Genomic DNA, 13,479 nt, shown 5'->3' with positions numbered 1-13,479 from the left:
CTACCATCGAACTATTGCATCAAGTGACCTCTTGATTACGATTTGTGCATCGTTAACGAGTTCGTAAAGGAGGCCGCATGGCAGTGACCAAGCAGCGCCCGGCGAGTTGGCGGCTCATCGGTCCCGGCATCGTCGTCGCCGCCACCGGCGTCGGTTCGGGAGACCTCGTCGCCACCCTCATCGCGGGCGAACGATTCGGCTACACCCTTCTCTGGGCGACGATCGTCGGTTGCCTGGTGAAGATCTCGCTTGCGGAAGCAACCGGACGTTGGCACCTGGCGACCGAGCGGACGATCTTCGACGGCTGGAGCAGTCTGGGTCGCTGGACCCACTTCTACTTCGGCCCCTACATCGTCATCTGGGGCTTCGTCTACGGTGCGACTGCGATGTCGGCGACCGCCCTCCCCCTCAACGCGCTGTTCCCCGTGCTGCCGGTCTGGGCGTGGGCGATGCTGGCCGGCATCGCAGGACTGGTGTTCGTCTGGTTCAACCAGTACCCGGTCTTCGAGAAAGTCATGACCGCGTTCATCGGCCTGATGTTCGTGACCGTGGTCAGCTTGGCGGTCATCCTGCTCCCGAACCTGGGCAACATGGCCACCGGCCTGGTCCCCACTCTTCCGCAGGGGTTGACCATCTACACCTTGGGACTCATCGGCGGTGTGGGCGGCACCATCACCATGGCTGCCTACGGCTACTGGGTGAACGCCAAGGGGTGGCGCGACGCCACCTGGATCAAGGTCATGCGCTGGGACAACCGGGTTGCCTATGTCATGACCGGTATCTTCGTCATCGCCATGCTGGTGGTCGGCGCAGAGCTCCTCTACACCGCCAACATCGCGCTGGTCGAAAGCGACCGGGGACTGCTGGACCTCTCGGAGATTCTGCGCGAGCGCTTCGGCCGGCCGATCGCGGTGCTGTTCCTGATCGGCTTCTTCGCCGCGGCCTTCTCCTCGATCCTCGGGGTATGGCACGGCGTGAGCCTGATGTTCGCCGACTTCCTGGGACATCTCCGCGGCAAAACGAACCGCCCGGTGGAGGAACGCGAGGAGAGCGTGGAATTTCGCGGCTACCTGCTGTGGCTGACGTTCCCGCCGATGGCGCTGCTGTTCTTCGACCGACCGTTCGAACTGGTCTTGCTCTACGGAGCCCTGGGCGCGTTCTTCATGCCGTTCCTGGCACTGACGCTGATGTGGCTGCTGAACTCCAGCCGGACGCCGGCCGAGTGGCGCAACGGCTGGTTGAGCAATACGGGCCTGGCACTGGCGGGCCTGCTGTTCCTGATCGTCAGCGGCAACGAACTGGTCGGGATGGTCTCAGGTCTGTTCTAGGGATGGACAGGAGGGCGCCCCGGCCCTCCCCGGGGCCGGGACACCCGATGCTCACCCGAGTTCCCGCAGCTTCACTGCGAGGGAACGAAAAGCGATGCCCCGATGGCTGATCGCGTTCTTCTCCTGCGGGCTCAGCTCAGCGGCGGTGCGGCTGTGTCCCTCCGGGACGAAGACCGGGTCGTAGCCGAACCCGTTGGTGCCGCGGGGTTCGGTGGTGAGAGTTCCCCGGAAGGCCCCCTCGACGACGTGCTCCTCTCCCGAAGGCAGCACCAGGGCGGCCGCGGAGACGAACTCGGCGCCGCGCCGCTCTTCGGGAACATCGGCCAACTGGTCGAGGACGAGAGCGAGGTTCGCGGCATCCTTGTCCCCGGTGGCGGAGCCGAACCTGCCTGACCAGCGTGCCGAGAGCACCCCGGGCATCCCGTTCAGCGCGTCCACGCGCAGCCCGGAGTCGTCGGCGACCGCAGGCAGGCCGGTGTGGGCGGCGATGGCCCTGGCCTTGAGCAGCGCGTTACCGGCGAACGTGCTCTCGGTCTCGGCCACGTCCGGTGCTCCGGGATGGTCATCGAGGCCGACGACGTCGATGTCGAGTCCTGCCTCGGCGAGAATGGCCCGCATTTCGGGGACTTTTTTGGCGTTGTGCGTGGCGAGTACCAGCGTGCTGATCCGGCTCATCCCGCGAGCGCCTTCTTCTGGATGTCGGTGAGTTGCGTGCACCCGCCGACCGCGAGGTCGAGCAGGGAGTCGAGCAGCGCCCGGTCGAAGGGCGCGCCCTCCGCGGTGCCCTGAACCTCGATGAATTCTCCGGTGCCGGTGACGACGACGTTCATGTCGGTCTGGGCGACGGAGTCCTCAAGGTAGTTGAGGTCGAGGCGGGGCTGCCCTTGGATGACGCCGACGCTGACGGCGGCGACGGAACCGGTCAGCGGATTGTTCTTGAGGTTGCGACGCTTGCGCAGGTACTTGACCGCGTCGGCGAGGGCGACGTAGGCACCGGTGATCGCCGCGGTGCGGGTCCCGCCGTCGGCCTGGAGGACGTCGCAGTCGAGGGTGATGGTGTGCTCGCCCATCGCCTTGAAGTTGACGACCGCGCGCAAGGAACGTCCGATGAGGCGGGAGATCTCGTGGGTGCGACCGCCGATCTTGCCCTTGACTGACTCGCGGGCACCGCGCGTATCGGTGGAGCGGGGCAGCATCGCGTATTCGGCGGTGACCCAGCCCTCTCCCGTCCCGCGCTTCCAGCGGGGGACGCCGTCCTCGACTGTGGCGGCGCACAGGACGCGGGTGTCGCCGAATTCGACGAGGGCGGAGCCTTCCGCGTGCCTGAGCCAGTTGCGGGTGATGGTCACGGGGCGGAGTTCGTTCGGAGTACGTCCGTCGGGTCGAGGCATGCGATCGAGCCTATCCGGGCGAACGGCCGTGCACCGCCGTTCGGGGTGTCACCATCCGCAGCCGGTCGGACGCGTCCGACCACGGGGGAAGCGCATCCGGGATGGAATCTCCCCTTGCAGGAAGTCGGGACGGCGGGCAGGGGTGCCACGATAGGGGAACCGCCTGCGCGTCGCCCCGTCCTCATCTGGCGCGGGGCGGCCGTCTTTGCCCACTGATCGCGAGGACCTCGCCACCATGAACCTGAACCCGTGTGCCCCGATGGCGAGCGCGCTCGTTACCGGTGTGCTGACCGCCGTTCTGACCGGCTGCGGCTCGACGGCTTCCGGAGAGCAGCCGCCGGACGAGCCGTCTGCGACCGCAACGGCATCGGGTCGGCACGGGGAGGCGCTACCGTCCGCGTCGGCGTCACCGGCGCGGGAGCCGTTGGCCCAGGGGCTCCCGCAGGCGTGCGAGGGGTCGGCCGCCGCCGACGCGGCGGCACCCCACGTTCGGGGTCTACCGTTCGGGGAGACCGCCGAAGGTTCGGTACTGACCTGTCGCTGGGGGAAACCAGACACCGGCAAGCGATTGTTCGTGCAGTTCCAGACGGGTGAGACGTTTGCCGATCCGGAAGGGGCCGATCCGGAGGCGGAGGCGACGATGGGTCTTTACACGACGCCCGTGACCGACGCACTCGGCGGCAAGCTGCAGTACGTGGACCTTGGCACACAGGGACGAAATGCTGTGCTGTACCTGCCGGGGGTCAGCGTGGCCGCGACCTCGGTGGGGCTGGGACTGGCCCAGGAGCAGCTCGTGGAGATCGTTGTGGCCGGAGCTGGCGACCTACCGGCCTGACCGGCTCCGCGGCTGCTGCGTCAGCGTGTCGGGGCGGTGATCATGTGGACGTCACCGCTTTGTGCCAGACCGAGAGGGCCGTTGTAGGTGCCGCGCGCCTCGGCGAGGGTGCGCTCGTTGTCGTTCCAGGGCACGAGGTGCGTGAGAAGCAGTTTGCGTGCACCAGCGCGACTGGCGTGCTCGCCGGCCTCGCTTCCGGTGAGGTGCATGTCCTTGGGATGTTCCTTGTGGTCCTGGAAGGACGCCTCGCACAGGAAGAGGTCGGTGTCGCGGGCGAGTTCGACGAGCTCGTCGCAGGCTCCGGTGTCACCGGAGTAGGCGAAGGAGGAGCCGTGGTGTTCCAAGCGGATCCCGAACGCTTCGACCGGGTGGTTCACGTGGTCGAAAGCAGCGGTGAAGGGACCGATTCCGCGGCGGCCCGGCGCGATCTCGCGAAAGTCGAAGGTCTCCCTCATGCCCGGCCGAGGGTCGAGCCCGTAAGCCTCCGCCATGCGCTCGGCGACACCGGGCGGCCCGTAGACAGGGATCCGGGGCTTGGGGCCACCTTCGGGGAAGGTCCGGGCGACCCAGTAGGAGCACAGGTCGAAGCAGTGATCGGCGTGCAGGTGGGAGAGGTAGACCGCGTCGATGGCGTAGATGTCGGTATAGCGCTGGAGCGTACCGAGTGCTCCGTTTCCGAGGTCCAGAAGCAGCCGGAAACCGCCGGCCTCGATCAGGTAACAGGACGCGGGGCTGGTCGGGCCGGGGAAGCTCCCGGATGAGCCGATGATGGTGAGTCGCACGTCGTCTAAGCCTTTTCGGTGAGTTGGCTCCGGAGACCGCGGCTCAGGGCGCTGTCTCCAACTTTTCCGGGTGGATACGGGTCTACCCCAATGACCGGTACGGCGGTACGCATTGTGGCTGGCGCCTCAGGCGATGTGAATCACACGTGAGGCGATCACACAATCCACCTTATGCCGTATTGCCAGGTCAAAGTATTCACTGCTGGTCTTTTCGCCCGCCTTTGGCGCACCTGGTGGGAAACGTGTCACATCGACGTTCACCGTCCGATCCGGGCGAGCTGGCGGCTTTGGGCGACAAGGCGGCCTTTGACGTCCCACAGGTTGACGTTCTCGTCGAACCAGCCGTCCGCGACCAGGTCGGCACGGGCGTGGAAGGCCAAGGGCCCCGGCTCTGGCAGTGCGCGCAACTGCCAGGAGAGCTGCACGGTGGGAGCCCAGCTCCATGAGGAGAGCACGCTGACCACAGGCGGGAGGGCGTTGACGGCGAGGGGGAGGAAGGTGAGGGGGTCGGCGACCGGTCCTCCGTTGACCGCACTGAGGTCGAGGTGGCCCCGCAGGTCGGGACCCGTGGCAGGCTCCTGCCCCGCCAGTGCGGCATAGGAGTCGGGGGCGAAACGCAGGTCGATCCGGTCGGCGAATTCCATCGCGGCGGAGGGATCCGCGCGCGGGTCGAAACTCCGGCAGCGGCCGATGGGCGCCACCTCTGCCGGGACCGACTCGTAGTCGGGAACGGCTTGGCGGTCCAGGGTCGCGGTAGCGACCGTGCCGGTGACGATGGCTTTGCCGTCCTGCTCGAGGCCGATCCGCACGGTCGTGACCGTGCGCCCCGGTTTGAGTACCTCGGCATGGACGAGCGCCCGGCCCGGCCCTGCGGGGCGCAGGAACGTGTAGGAGGAGGAGACCGCGTGAAGGTGGTCGGATTCGGCGAGAACGGCCCGCTGGAGGACGGCCATGAGATAGCCGCCGTTGAGCGCCGAACCGATCAGGTAACCGGAGTCGAGGTCGGCCGCATAGTGACCCTCGTCGGTACGCCGCACGGTGGTCGCGTCGTCGAATCGCGTCATGCGTTCCATTGAAGCGAACGGGCGGAGGGGCACCGCGGGCAGGGGTGCCTTGGCCCGATGGGGGATGGCCAAGGGACGCAGGTGCGTGCCCCGCGTCCCTTGGCCGGGGTGGCGGTCAGGCCCAGAGTTGGCCGTCGAGCCGGTCCTCGGCTTCCTCCAGCGTTCCCTCGTAGGCACCGGTGGAGAGGTACTTCCATCCGGCGTCGGCGATGATGAACGCGATGTCGGCGCGTTCCCCCTCCTTGGCGGCCTTGGCCGCCATGCCCAGGGCCGCGTGCAGTGCACCCCCGGTGGAGATGCCGGCGAAGATCCCCTCCTTGTCGAGGAGTTCTCGGGTGCGCTTGAGCGCCGCCTCAGCGGGCACGGAGAAACGCGTGGTGAGCACGGTTTCGTCGTAGAGCTCGGGGATGAAGCCCTCGTCGATGTTGCGCAGGCCGTACACGAGCTCCCCATAGCGGGGTTCGGCGGCGACGATCCGCACCCCGGGACGGTGCTCGCGCAGGTAGCGCCCGACCCCCATCAGTGTCCCGGTGGTGCCCAGGCCGGCCACGAAGTGCGTGATCTCGGGGAGGTCCGCCAGGAGCTCGGGCCCCGTGGTCTCGTAGTGGGCACGGGCGTTGGCGGGGTTCCCGTACTGGTAGAGCATGATCCAGTCCGGGTGCTCGGCTGCCATCGTCTTGGCGACTCGGACCGCCTCGTTGGAACCGCCTTCCGCCGGGGAGTAGTGGATGGTGGCGCCCCACATCGCGAGGAGCTGGCTGCGCTCGGCCGAGGTGTTCTCCGGCATGACGCACACCATTTTGTAGCCGCGCAGGCGGGCGACCATGGCCAGCGAGATCCCGGTGTTTCCCGACGTGGGTTCGAGAATGGTGCAGCCGGGGCTGAGCAGGCCGTCCTTCTCCGCCTGCTCGATCATGAAGAACGCGGCCCGGTCCTTGATCGACCCGGTGGGGTTGCGGTCTTCGAGTTTGGCCCACAACCGGACCTCGGGGCTCGGGGACAAACTCGGCAGGCCCACCAGCGGGGTGTGGCCCAGGGAGTCCAGAAGGGAATCGAACCGCATGGCGGTCAGCGCATGCCGCCGGCGACGGCCGGCAGGACGGTGACGGTGTCGCCGTCGGCGACCGGGGAGTCGATTCCACCGAGGAAGCGGACGTCCTCGTCGTTGAGGTAGATGTTGATGAAACGGCGCAGTTGACCGTTGTCGACGAGACGGGCCGCGATACCCGGGTACTTCTTGTCAAGGTCGGTGATGAGCTCGGAGAGGGTGCTGCCCTCGCCGTTGACCGCCTTGGCCCCGTCGGTGAGGTTGCGCAGGATGGTCGGGATGCGGACCTCGATGGCCATGAGCGTTTCTCCGTAAGAAGTCTGTGTGCGATTGACGGCGGGCCCGTGGGCCCGCAATATGCAACGTGTGCGGTCGCGCGCGGATTCCGCGGGCGCTGGTCCGGGCAGGTCAGCCCGCGCCGGTGATCTCGACCGGTTCCTCGGTGACGACTCCGTCGATGATGCGGTAGGAGCGGAACTCGATGGTGTCGGCGTCACGGGTGGAGACGAGGACGTAGTGGGTCTCCGGCTCGGAGGCGTAGCTGATGTCGGTGCGCGAAGGATAGGCCTCGGTTGCCGTGTGGGAGTGGTAGATGACGACGGGGACCTCGTCCCGGTCGTCCATCCCGCGCCAGACCTTCAGCTGCTCCAGAGAGTCGAACCGGTAGAACGTGGGCGAGCGCTCGGCGTTGACCATCTGGATGAACCGCTCGGGCCGGTCGGAGCCCTCCGGGCCGGCGACAACACCGCATGCTTCGTCGGGGTGGTCGCGGCGGGCGTGGGCGACGATCTGGTCATAGATCGAGCGATCAATCCTCAGCATGGTCCTTAGCGTAGCCGAGCAGATATTCCTACCCACCCGCTGGGTATGACTAGTGTCGGGCGGGTGCGGCCTCCGTGTTCACTCGCCCGTCAACGCCCGGAGCAGGCTGTCCTGCAGGCCGGTGAGCCAGCTGTAGACGCTCAGCGCGCCGGCCTTCTCGTCGGCGGCCAGTTCGTCGTCCAGTTCGACCGCGGGCATGTCGTCCTTGATGCCCAGTCGGGTGGCCAGGGCGAGCCGAACGTCATTGAGGACTTTGAGCCAGGCATGCGCGTCTGCGAGGTCCAAGGTGATCTCACCGCCCCTGGGCGGGATCTGGTCGAGGACGCCCTGGGCGTTCTCTCGCTTACGTTGACGCAGGTCGTCTTCGGTATAACGGCGAAAATCCCCAGCGGCCTCCGCGTCGTCGGAATAGGCGTCGGGGAAGAGCCGCGCCAGGACCGGGTCCTCGGGTTTGACGCTGCTGGTCCCGATCCCCACGAGTGCGGCGAAGTCGTCCTGCGGTTCAGGCGCCTCGACGAGCTGGAGGACGAGTGCGGCCATGGAGCGCAGCAGCCCGGCCTCGCCGGCGTCGATCTGGATGAACGCCCCGCCCCTGGGTGCGCTGTGAAATCCGGTGGTCATGATCTGTGGGAAACCCCGTTGTCCTCTGGTGTGCCGTCTGCGTTACCGGTCGTGCTGGAGCGTGGCCCACAGACCGTAGTCGTGCAGGATCGTGACGTCGCGCTCCATCTCCTCACGGCTGCCGCTGGAGACGACGGCCCGGCCCTCGAAGTGCACGTCCAGCATCAACTTGTGCGCTTTTTCCTTGGAGTATCCGAAAACGGTCTGGAAGACGTAGGTGACGTAGGTCATCAGGTTGACGGGGTCGTTCCAGACGATCGTGATCCAGGGTAGTTCTGGTCGGACGTCCTCCTCCGGCACAGGATTGTCGAGCTCGACCGGCATGGTCGTCATGAATCGATCACCTTCTCTGGCCGCGGCGCTGCCGCCTCGCGGGGACGTACCCGCGCCGTGTCGTCCCATCCCCCATGGGGTGGGACGTGGGCGGATAGACATACCCTGTTGATTTTGTTCCCGATAGGCACAAACTAGGGTGGGGTGTCATGACCGAGTCCCGGAGCACTGCGCTCCTCACCGACCACTACGAGCTGACCATGTTGCAGGCGGCGCTGCGCAGCGGCGCCGCGGAGCGCCCTACGGTCTTTGAGATGTTCGCCCGACGGCTGCCGGAATCCCGGAGGTACGGCGTCGTCGCCGGAACCGGGCGATTTTTGGACGCGCTTGAGCGGTTCCGGTTCGACACCCCGACTCTGGACCATCTCGCCGACGCCAAAGTCGTGGACGACCCTACCCTGGAGTGGCTGTCGAGTTATCGGTTCTCCGGAGACATCTGGGGTTACGCCGAGGGCGAGTGCTACTTCGCCGGCTCCCCCATCCTGGTGGTCGAGGGCAGTTTCGCCGAGTGCGTGGTACTGGAGACCCTGGCGCTGTCCATCTACAACCATGACTGCGCGATCGCGGCCGCGGCCTCGCGGATGGTATCGGCCGCGAACGGGCGCCCGATGATCGAGATGGGGTCGCGGCGCACCCATGAGGAAGCCGCGGTGGCCGCGGCACGAGTGGCCTACATCACCGGGTTCGCCACCAGTTCCAACCTGGAGGCGGGACGGCGCTACGGGGTGCCCACGGCAGGCACCAGCGCCCACTCCTTCACCTTGCTCCACGACAACGAGCGGCACGCCTTCGAGGCGCAACTGACGGCGCTGGGAGCGGGTACGACCCTGCTCGTGGACACCTATGACGTGGTGCGTGCGGTGCGCACCGCGATGGAACTGGCCGGCCCTTCTTTGGGAGCGGTGCGTCTGGACTCCGGTGACCTCGGCGTGCTGGCATCGGAGGTGCGCAAACTGCTCGACGAGCACGGCGCGACCGAGACCCGCATCGTGGTGACCAGCGACCTGGACGAACACGCCATCCAGGCATTGGCCGTGGCGCCGGTAGACGGCTACGGGGTGGGTACCTCTCTGGTTACCGGCTCGGGTACCCCGACCGCATCGCTGGTCTACAAACTGGTGGCCCGCGCGCAGGGTGATGACCCGACGAGTCCGTTGTCACCGGTGGCAAAGCGATCGGTGGGCAAGCCGAGCAGGGGTGGACGCAAGTGGGGAGCGCGCCGCCTCGACGAGCACGGTCAGGCCGGCGCGGAACTGGTATACGACTACGAACCGGAGCTCGGCCGGTTGGAGCGGCCGCTCTTGGTGCCGTTGGTGGCGGGGGGCGAAACCGTGGGCCGTGAGACGCTGGGGGCGGCGCGCGAGCGGCACTCCCGTGCTGTCGCCGAGCTTCCGATGACTGCTCGGCAGATGTCACGTGGTGAGCCCGCGATCCCCACACTTTTCGAGCAGAGGGCGCTGACCTAGCAGCCCGCGAAGGGACGTCGAGGACCATGAAGGCACTGATCGTCGTGGACGTGCAGAACGACTTCTGTGAGGGCGGCGCACTCGCAGTGCCTGGTGGGACGGACGTGGCCTCGGCCATCTCCGCCTACATCGAGGCCAAGCATGCCGACTACGCACACGTCGTGGCCACGCGCGACTACCACGTGGACCCGGGATCGCACTTCTCCGAGTCGCCGGACTTCGTGGACTCCTGGCCGCCGCACTGCGTGGCGGGGACTCCCGGCGCACAGTTCCACCCCCGGTTGGAGACCGACGCGGTGGAGGCGGTCTTCGACAAGGGTGCCTACACGGCCGCCTACAGCGGGTTCGAGGGTGCCACCGCCGAAGGCAACGGCCTGGCCGACTGGCTGCACGAACGCGACGTGACCTCAGTGGATGTTGTGGGGATCGCGACCGACCACTGCGTGCGGGCCACTGCGTTGGACGCCGCGCGTGCCGGGTTCGACGTACGGGTCCTGCTGAGCCTGACCGCCGCGGTGGCCCGCCCCACTGCCGAGCGTGCTCTGGCCGAACTGTCCGAAGCGAAGGTCGTCCTTGAGGGCGAACCGGTCATGGCCTAGACGCTTCGCTGTTTTTGTCCTTGCGACGAACGGGGCCGTGACCCGAACCGGTCAGGTCACGGCCCCGTTCCACGGGCAGATGCGGGTCGGCTAGTCGATGCCGATGGCGGTGCGGACTCCGGAGAGCACGCGGCGACTGCGTTCCCTGGCACGGACTGCCCCCGCGGCGAGTACGTCGTCGAGCTCGCTGCCTGGCTCCATCAACTGCTCGTAGCGCTCCCGTTTGGGCGCGACCTCGGTGTTGATCGCCTCGAACAGTTCGTTCTTGAGCTCTCCCCAGCCCATGCCGCCGGCCTCCAGGCGCTTTCGGACGTCAGCGGCCTGCTCGGCGGAGGCGAACTGGGTGAGCAGCTGGAACACGACGGAGGAGTCGGGGTCCTTGGGTTCCTCGACCGGAACGCTGTCGGTGGGGATGCGCCGGACCAGCTTCTTGAGCTTGTTCTCCGGCAGGAAGAGCGGGATGTGGTTGTCGTAGGACTTGCTCATCTTGCGGCCGTCGATGCCGGGCAGGACGCTGGCGTCGCCCTCGGGGTAGACGCCCTTGGGGACGGTGAGTGCGTAGCCCTCGCCGAACAGATGGTTGAAGGAGCCGGCGATGTCTGCGGCGTATTCGACGTGCTGGGCCTGGTCCCGGCCGACCGGGACGAGGTCGGTCTCCATGATGAGGATGTCCACGGCCATAAGGATGGGGTAGTTGAACAACCCCATGTTGACCCCGGAGTCGAGGTCGGCGACACCGGCCTCGGCGTTGCGGTCGCGCACGGCCTTGTAGGCGTGCGAGCGGTTCATCAGGCCCTTGCCGGTGACGCAGGACAGGACCCACGCGAGCTCGAAGGTCTCGGGGATCGCGGACTGGCGGTAGAGCACCGTGCGTTCGGGGTCGAGCCCGCAGGCCAGCCAGGTGGCGGCGACCGAGCGGATATTGTGCCGCATCACTTCGGGATCGCGAACGGTGGTGAGGGCGTGATAGTCGGCGATGAAGTAGTACGCGTCGTAGTCGCGCGCCGCCTCCAGTGCGGGCTTGAGTGCGCCGAGGTAGTTGCCCAGGTGCGGCTCACCGGTGGGCTTCACACCGGTCAGATAGGTCTTGGTCGCTGCCATGCCGACAAGCGTATCGGTGCCGGCTGCCCTTCCCCGTCCCCCCCGAGGAGGCCGGCGCCACGTGTCCCGTGGCCGGGCGCCGGCCCGCTCATGTGCGGAAGGCCGTCCAGGCAAGGGTCATGCGTTCGGCCTGGCCCGGCGTGAACTGGTTGAGGCAGGGGTCGTTGCTGTAGTTCATGTAGTTGTGGATGGGGTCCGTACCGGCCTTGTCGGGGCAGGTGTCGCGGCCTTCGGGGCAGCCGGTCGCCTGTTCGCGCTCGAACGGCGTGTCCTCGACGTAATCCCCCGGCTCGTCGCAGCCGTTCTGGAAGGTGTGGAAGAGCCCGAACCAGTGCCCGGTCTCATGGGTGGTGGTGTGTCCGAGGTCGAAGTTCTCCCGACCTCCCCCGGGAACCGTTCGGTAGTCGATGGTGACCCCGTCTGCCTTGGGGTTCTTCTTGTAGTCCTGGGGGAATGTAGCGCGGCCGAGCAGGCCGGTTCCCAGGTTCACCGAGTAGATGTTGAGGGTGCCGGCCCCGCCCTGGCGCAGTTCGGTCTTGGCGGAGTCCTCGAAGGTGGCGAAGTCGGAGAACCAGCGGTCGTTGACCGTACGACTGACCCGGTCGAGGACGAACCGCAGTCCGGTGTCCACTCCGCCGTACTGTCCGCCGAATGCCTTGTTGATGACGGCGATCTGTTCGGTGATCGTCTCCGTCGAAAGATCTCCCGTGCCGTTCTCGGCGGAGATGACGTGGAAGACGACCGGGATCGTGACGGGGTTCTGCGGGTCGGGGGACTTCTGCGGGACGGCCGCCGCCTGGAGTTGGCGGTCGAGTTCGGCCGCGTCCTCGGGGGTGAGTGTGTTGGGGTCGTGCACGGCGACGTCGGAGACGCGGGCGGCGCTGTGCCCCGGTGCGCACAGTCGCTCCCGTGCGGGGGCGTCCGGCATCGCCAGGAGAGTGACCAGAGCGGTGGCACTGGCCACTAGTCCGCCGCAGGTGGACAGGGTGCGCCAGAGGTTCCCATTCGTCTTCATGACTACGGAATGTAACTAATCTGCGACGCAGATCCGGTGCGTTCCCAGCGCAAGTCTCACTATTTCCCGCGAGGGAAGTTCCACCCGACGGATCTTTGGCAGATGGGGGCCTTGACCAGGGGTGCGCTAGGAGCGGTTGCGGGAAAGCCACCTGCCGACCCGGGCGCCCGCCGCGACGATGCGGACCACCGCTCCCAGGAGCAACCACATCACGGCGAATCCGACGAGCAGGGCGCCGATACCGAGCAGCACCCAGGGTTGGCTGGCGGTACTGGCCTCGAAGGCGACCGGAGCGTCCAGGCCGACGATCTCGCCCCGGACGACATAGGTGCCGAACAACGGCGCGGGCAGGTTGACCGCGACGTCGTAGAACGCGACCTGGCCGGGTTCCAACCGGTGGATCCGCGGCGGGTAGACGAGCCCGGTCGGAGCCGTGTCCCGGCCGACCGCGATGCTGACAGCGGGGTCCTCCACCGGTTCCAGGCCGGTGTTCTCGATGGTGATCCGGACGACGCGCTGGGTGGGGACGCCCAGCCAGGCGGGCCACCCGCTCCACCAGTCGCCGCCCTCCGGGAGGAAGGCCGCATCGGTGACGGTCAGCATCCGCAGCACGCCGGCTGGATTGAGGGTGTCGAGACGCTCCTGCTGCTGTTGGGGGGTGAGGGTGGGGACCCCGTCCAGGGCGAGTGGGACATCCACCCGGTAACGGCCGGTGACGTCGGAGACCTGCACCACGCAGGGGCATGCGGTGGGCGGCTCGCTGAGCGTGAGGACGCCCGCCCCGGCACCGGTTGCATCGGCGACCACGGTGACCGCATCGGAGAACGCACAGTCGGCGGAGCCGACGTAGTCACCGCCTCCGCACACCCGCACGGTGGTGGTACCGATGGGCCAGGCCGACAACCGCACGACGACGGTGTCTCCGACGCCACCCGAGGCACTGTCCAGGCTCACCTGTGGTGCGGGCGGGGCCCCCTGTCCCGTAGGCGTGGTGTCGGCGGCCACCGGAGGGGACAGGGCGAGGAGCGTGGACACGGCGAGGGCGAGAACGGCGATGGGCCGGTGGCGCGCCAC

Annotated in this window: 16 protein-coding genes; 4 read left to right on the top strand and 12 right to left on the bottom strand. The window is 67.4% G+C overall.

Going from position 1 to position 13,479, the window contains the following annotated elements; all coding sequences use genetic code 11:
* Positions 1-77 precede the first annotated feature (77 nt).
* Positions 78-1,328: an Nramp family divalent metal transporter gene (locus AC0VYP_RS04410; RefSeq protein ID WP_475472621.1), complete on the top strand. Its 1,251-nt coding sequence runs from the start codon at positions 78-80 to the stop codon at positions 1,326-1,328.
* A 51-nt stretch (positions 1,329-1,379) separates the two neighbouring features.
* Here the strand turns inward: AC0VYP_RS04410 and rdgB are convergent, their stop codons facing one another.
* Together rdgB and rph are read right to left on the bottom strand one after the other, a co-directional pair.
* Complete coding sequence (gene rdgB, locus AC0VYP_RS04405; RefSeq protein ID WP_285761986.1) at positions 1,380-2,003, bottom strand: RdgB/HAM1 family non-canonical purine NTP pyrophosphatase; 624 nt, start codon at positions 2,001-2,003, stop codon at positions 1,380-1,382.
* Positions 2,000-2,719 (bottom strand): ribonuclease PH, encoded by a 720-nt coding sequence (gene rph / locus AC0VYP_RS04400; RefSeq protein ID WP_475472618.1) that lies wholly within the window; start codon positions 2,717-2,719, stop codon positions 2,000-2,002. Before rph ends, rdgB begins: the two co-directional genes overlap by 4 nt.
* Positions 2,720-2,954: 235 nt before the next feature.
* On the opposite strand from rph, the gene AC0VYP_RS04395 reads away from it, so the two are divergent.
* On the top strand, positions 2,955-3,554 hold the full coding sequence (locus AC0VYP_RS04395; protein ID WP_285761983.1) for a hypothetical protein: 600 nt from the start codon (positions 2,955-2,957) through the stop codon (positions 3,552-3,554).
* 20 nt (positions 3,555-3,574) lie between these two features.
* Here AC0VYP_RS04395 and AC0VYP_RS04390 read toward each other — a convergent pair whose 3' ends face one another.
* The 7 genes from AC0VYP_RS04390 to clpS all read right to left on the bottom strand — a co-directional run bounded on the left by AC0VYP_RS04390 (position 3,575) and on the right by clpS (position 8,224).
* On the bottom strand, positions 3,575-4,336 hold the full coding sequence (locus AC0VYP_RS04390; protein WP_285761982.1) for an MBL fold metallo-hydrolase: 762 nt from the start codon (positions 4,334-4,336) through the stop codon (positions 3,575-3,577).
* Positions 4,337-4,593: 257 nt separating this feature from the next.
* Complete coding sequence (locus AC0VYP_RS04385) at positions 4,594-5,400, bottom strand: thioesterase family protein (protein ID WP_475472616.1); 807 nt, start codon at positions 5,398-5,400, stop codon at positions 4,594-4,596.
* 115 nt (positions 5,401-5,515) lie between these two features.
* Positions 5,516-6,463, bottom strand: a complete 948-nt coding sequence (locus AC0VYP_RS04380; protein ID WP_285761980.1) for a PLP-dependent cysteine synthase family protein — start codon at positions 6,461-6,463, stop codon at positions 5,516-5,518.
* Positions 6,464-6,468: 5 nt separating this feature from the next.
* Positions 6,469-6,747, bottom strand: a complete 279-nt coding sequence (locus AC0VYP_RS04375) for a MoaD/ThiS family protein (RefSeq protein ID WP_475472613.1) — start codon at positions 6,745-6,747, stop codon at positions 6,469-6,471.
* 109 nt (positions 6,748-6,856) lie between these two features.
* The gene (locus AC0VYP_RS04370; protein WP_285761977.1) at positions 6,857-7,270 is read right to left on the bottom strand and encodes a M67 family metallopeptidase; all 414 of its coding nucleotides are present in this window, start codon (positions 7,268-7,270) and stop codon (positions 6,857-6,859) included.
* 78 nt (positions 7,271-7,348) lie between these two features.
* On the bottom strand, positions 7,349-7,891 hold the full coding sequence (locus AC0VYP_RS04365) for a DUF2017 domain-containing protein (RefSeq protein WP_475472611.1): 543 nt from the start codon (positions 7,889-7,891) through the stop codon (positions 7,349-7,351).
* Between the two features lie 42 nt (positions 7,892-7,933).
* The gene (gene clpS / locus AC0VYP_RS04360; RefSeq protein ID WP_285761974.1) at positions 7,934-8,224 is read right to left on the bottom strand and encodes an ATP-dependent Clp protease adapter ClpS; all 291 of its coding nucleotides are present in this window, start codon (positions 8,222-8,224) and stop codon (positions 7,934-7,936) included.
* A gap of 149 nt (positions 8,225-8,373) precedes the next feature.
* Here clpS and AC0VYP_RS04355 point away from each other — a divergent pair, with 149 nt between their 5' ends.
* The gene (locus tag AC0VYP_RS04355) at positions 8,374-9,690 is read left to right on the top strand and encodes a nicotinate phosphoribosyltransferase (RefSeq protein WP_285761973.1); all 1,317 of its coding nucleotides are present in this window, start codon (positions 8,374-8,376) and stop codon (positions 9,688-9,690) included.
* Positions 9,691-9,716: 26 nt separating this feature from the next.
* Entirely contained in the window at positions 9,717-10,289 is a 573-nt protein-coding gene (locus AC0VYP_RS04350) for a nicotinamidase (RefSeq protein ID WP_285761972.1), read from the top strand.
* Between the two features lie 90 nt (positions 10,290-10,379).
* Here AC0VYP_RS04350 and AC0VYP_RS04345 read toward each other — a convergent pair whose 3' ends face one another.
* The 3 genes from AC0VYP_RS04345 to AC0VYP_RS04335 form a co-directional block, all read right to left on the bottom strand.
* On the bottom strand, positions 10,380-11,390 hold the full coding sequence (locus tag AC0VYP_RS04345; protein ID WP_285761971.1) for a tryptophan--tRNA ligase: 1,011 nt from the start codon (positions 11,388-11,390) through the stop codon (positions 10,380-10,382).
* 88 nt (positions 11,391-11,478) lie between these two features.
* Entirely contained in the window at positions 11,479-12,405 is a 927-nt protein-coding gene (locus tag AC0VYP_RS04340) for a zinc metalloprotease (protein ID WP_285761970.1), read from the bottom strand.
* A 126-nt stretch (positions 12,406-12,531) separates the two neighbouring features.
* Positions 12,532-13,479: a hypothetical protein gene (locus tag AC0VYP_RS04335; protein ID WP_475472608.1), complete on the bottom strand. Its 948-nt coding sequence runs from the start codon at positions 13,477-13,479 to the stop codon at positions 12,532-12,534.

Source organism: Nocardiopsis sp. iso_186, assembly GCF_056173365.1.
Note: the sequence above shows the minus strand (reverse complement) of the source record. Positions and strands in the feature narration are given on the sequence as shown.

Excerpts from the sequence above, each read along its gene's own strand:
- AC0VYP_RS04370 (WP_285761977.1), bottom strand. The coding sequence starts at position 7,270 with ATGCTGAGGATTGATCGCTCGATCTATGACCAGATCGTCGCCCACGCC.
- AC0VYP_RS04395 (WP_285761983.1), top strand. The coding sequence starts at position 2,955 with ATGAACCTGAACCCGTGTGCCCCGATGGCGAGCGCGCTCGTTACCGGT.
- AC0VYP_RS04365 (WP_475472611.1), bottom strand. The coding sequence starts at position 7,891 with ATGACCACCGGATTTCACAGCGCACCCAGGGGCGGGGCGTTCATCCAG.
- AC0VYP_RS04345 (WP_285761971.1), bottom strand. The coding sequence starts at position 11,390 with ATGGCAGCGACCAAGACCTATCTGACCGGTGTGAAGCCCACCGGTGAG.
- AC0VYP_RS04350 (WP_285761972.1), top strand. The coding sequence starts at position 9,717 with ATGAAGGCACTGATCGTCGTGGACGTGCAGAACGACTTCTGTGAGGGC.
- rdgB (WP_285761986.1), bottom strand. The coding sequence starts at position 2,003 with ATGAGCCGGATCAGCACGCTGGTACTCGCCACGCACAACGCCAAAAAA.
- clpS (WP_285761974.1), bottom strand. The coding sequence starts at position 8,224 with ATGACGACCATGCCGGTCGAGCTCGACAATCCTGTGCCGGAGGAGGAC.
- AC0VYP_RS04355 (WP_285761973.1), top strand. The coding sequence starts at position 8,374 with ATGACCGAGTCCCGGAGCACTGCGCTCCTCACCGACCACTACGAGCTG.
- AC0VYP_RS04380 (WP_285761980.1), bottom strand. The coding sequence starts at position 6,463 with ATGCGGTTCGATTCCCTTCTGGACTCCCTGGGCCACACCCCGCTGGTG.
- AC0VYP_RS04385 (WP_475472616.1), bottom strand. The coding sequence starts at position 5,400 with ATGACGCGATTCGACGACGCGACCACCGTGCGGCGTACCGACGAGGGT.
- AC0VYP_RS04340 (WP_285761970.1), bottom strand. The coding sequence starts at position 12,405 with ATGAAGACGAATGGGAACCTCTGGCGCACCCTGTCCACCTGCGGCGGA.
- AC0VYP_RS04410 (WP_475472621.1), top strand. The coding sequence starts at position 78 with ATGGCAGTGACCAAGCAGCGCCCGGCGAGTTGGCGGCTCATCGGTCCC.
- rph (WP_475472618.1), bottom strand. The coding sequence starts at position 2,719 with ATGCCTCGACCCGACGGACGTACTCCGAACGAACTCCGCCCCGTGACC.
- AC0VYP_RS04375 (WP_475472613.1), bottom strand. The coding sequence starts at position 6,747 with ATGGCCATCGAGGTCCGCATCCCGACCATCCTGCGCAACCTCACCGAC.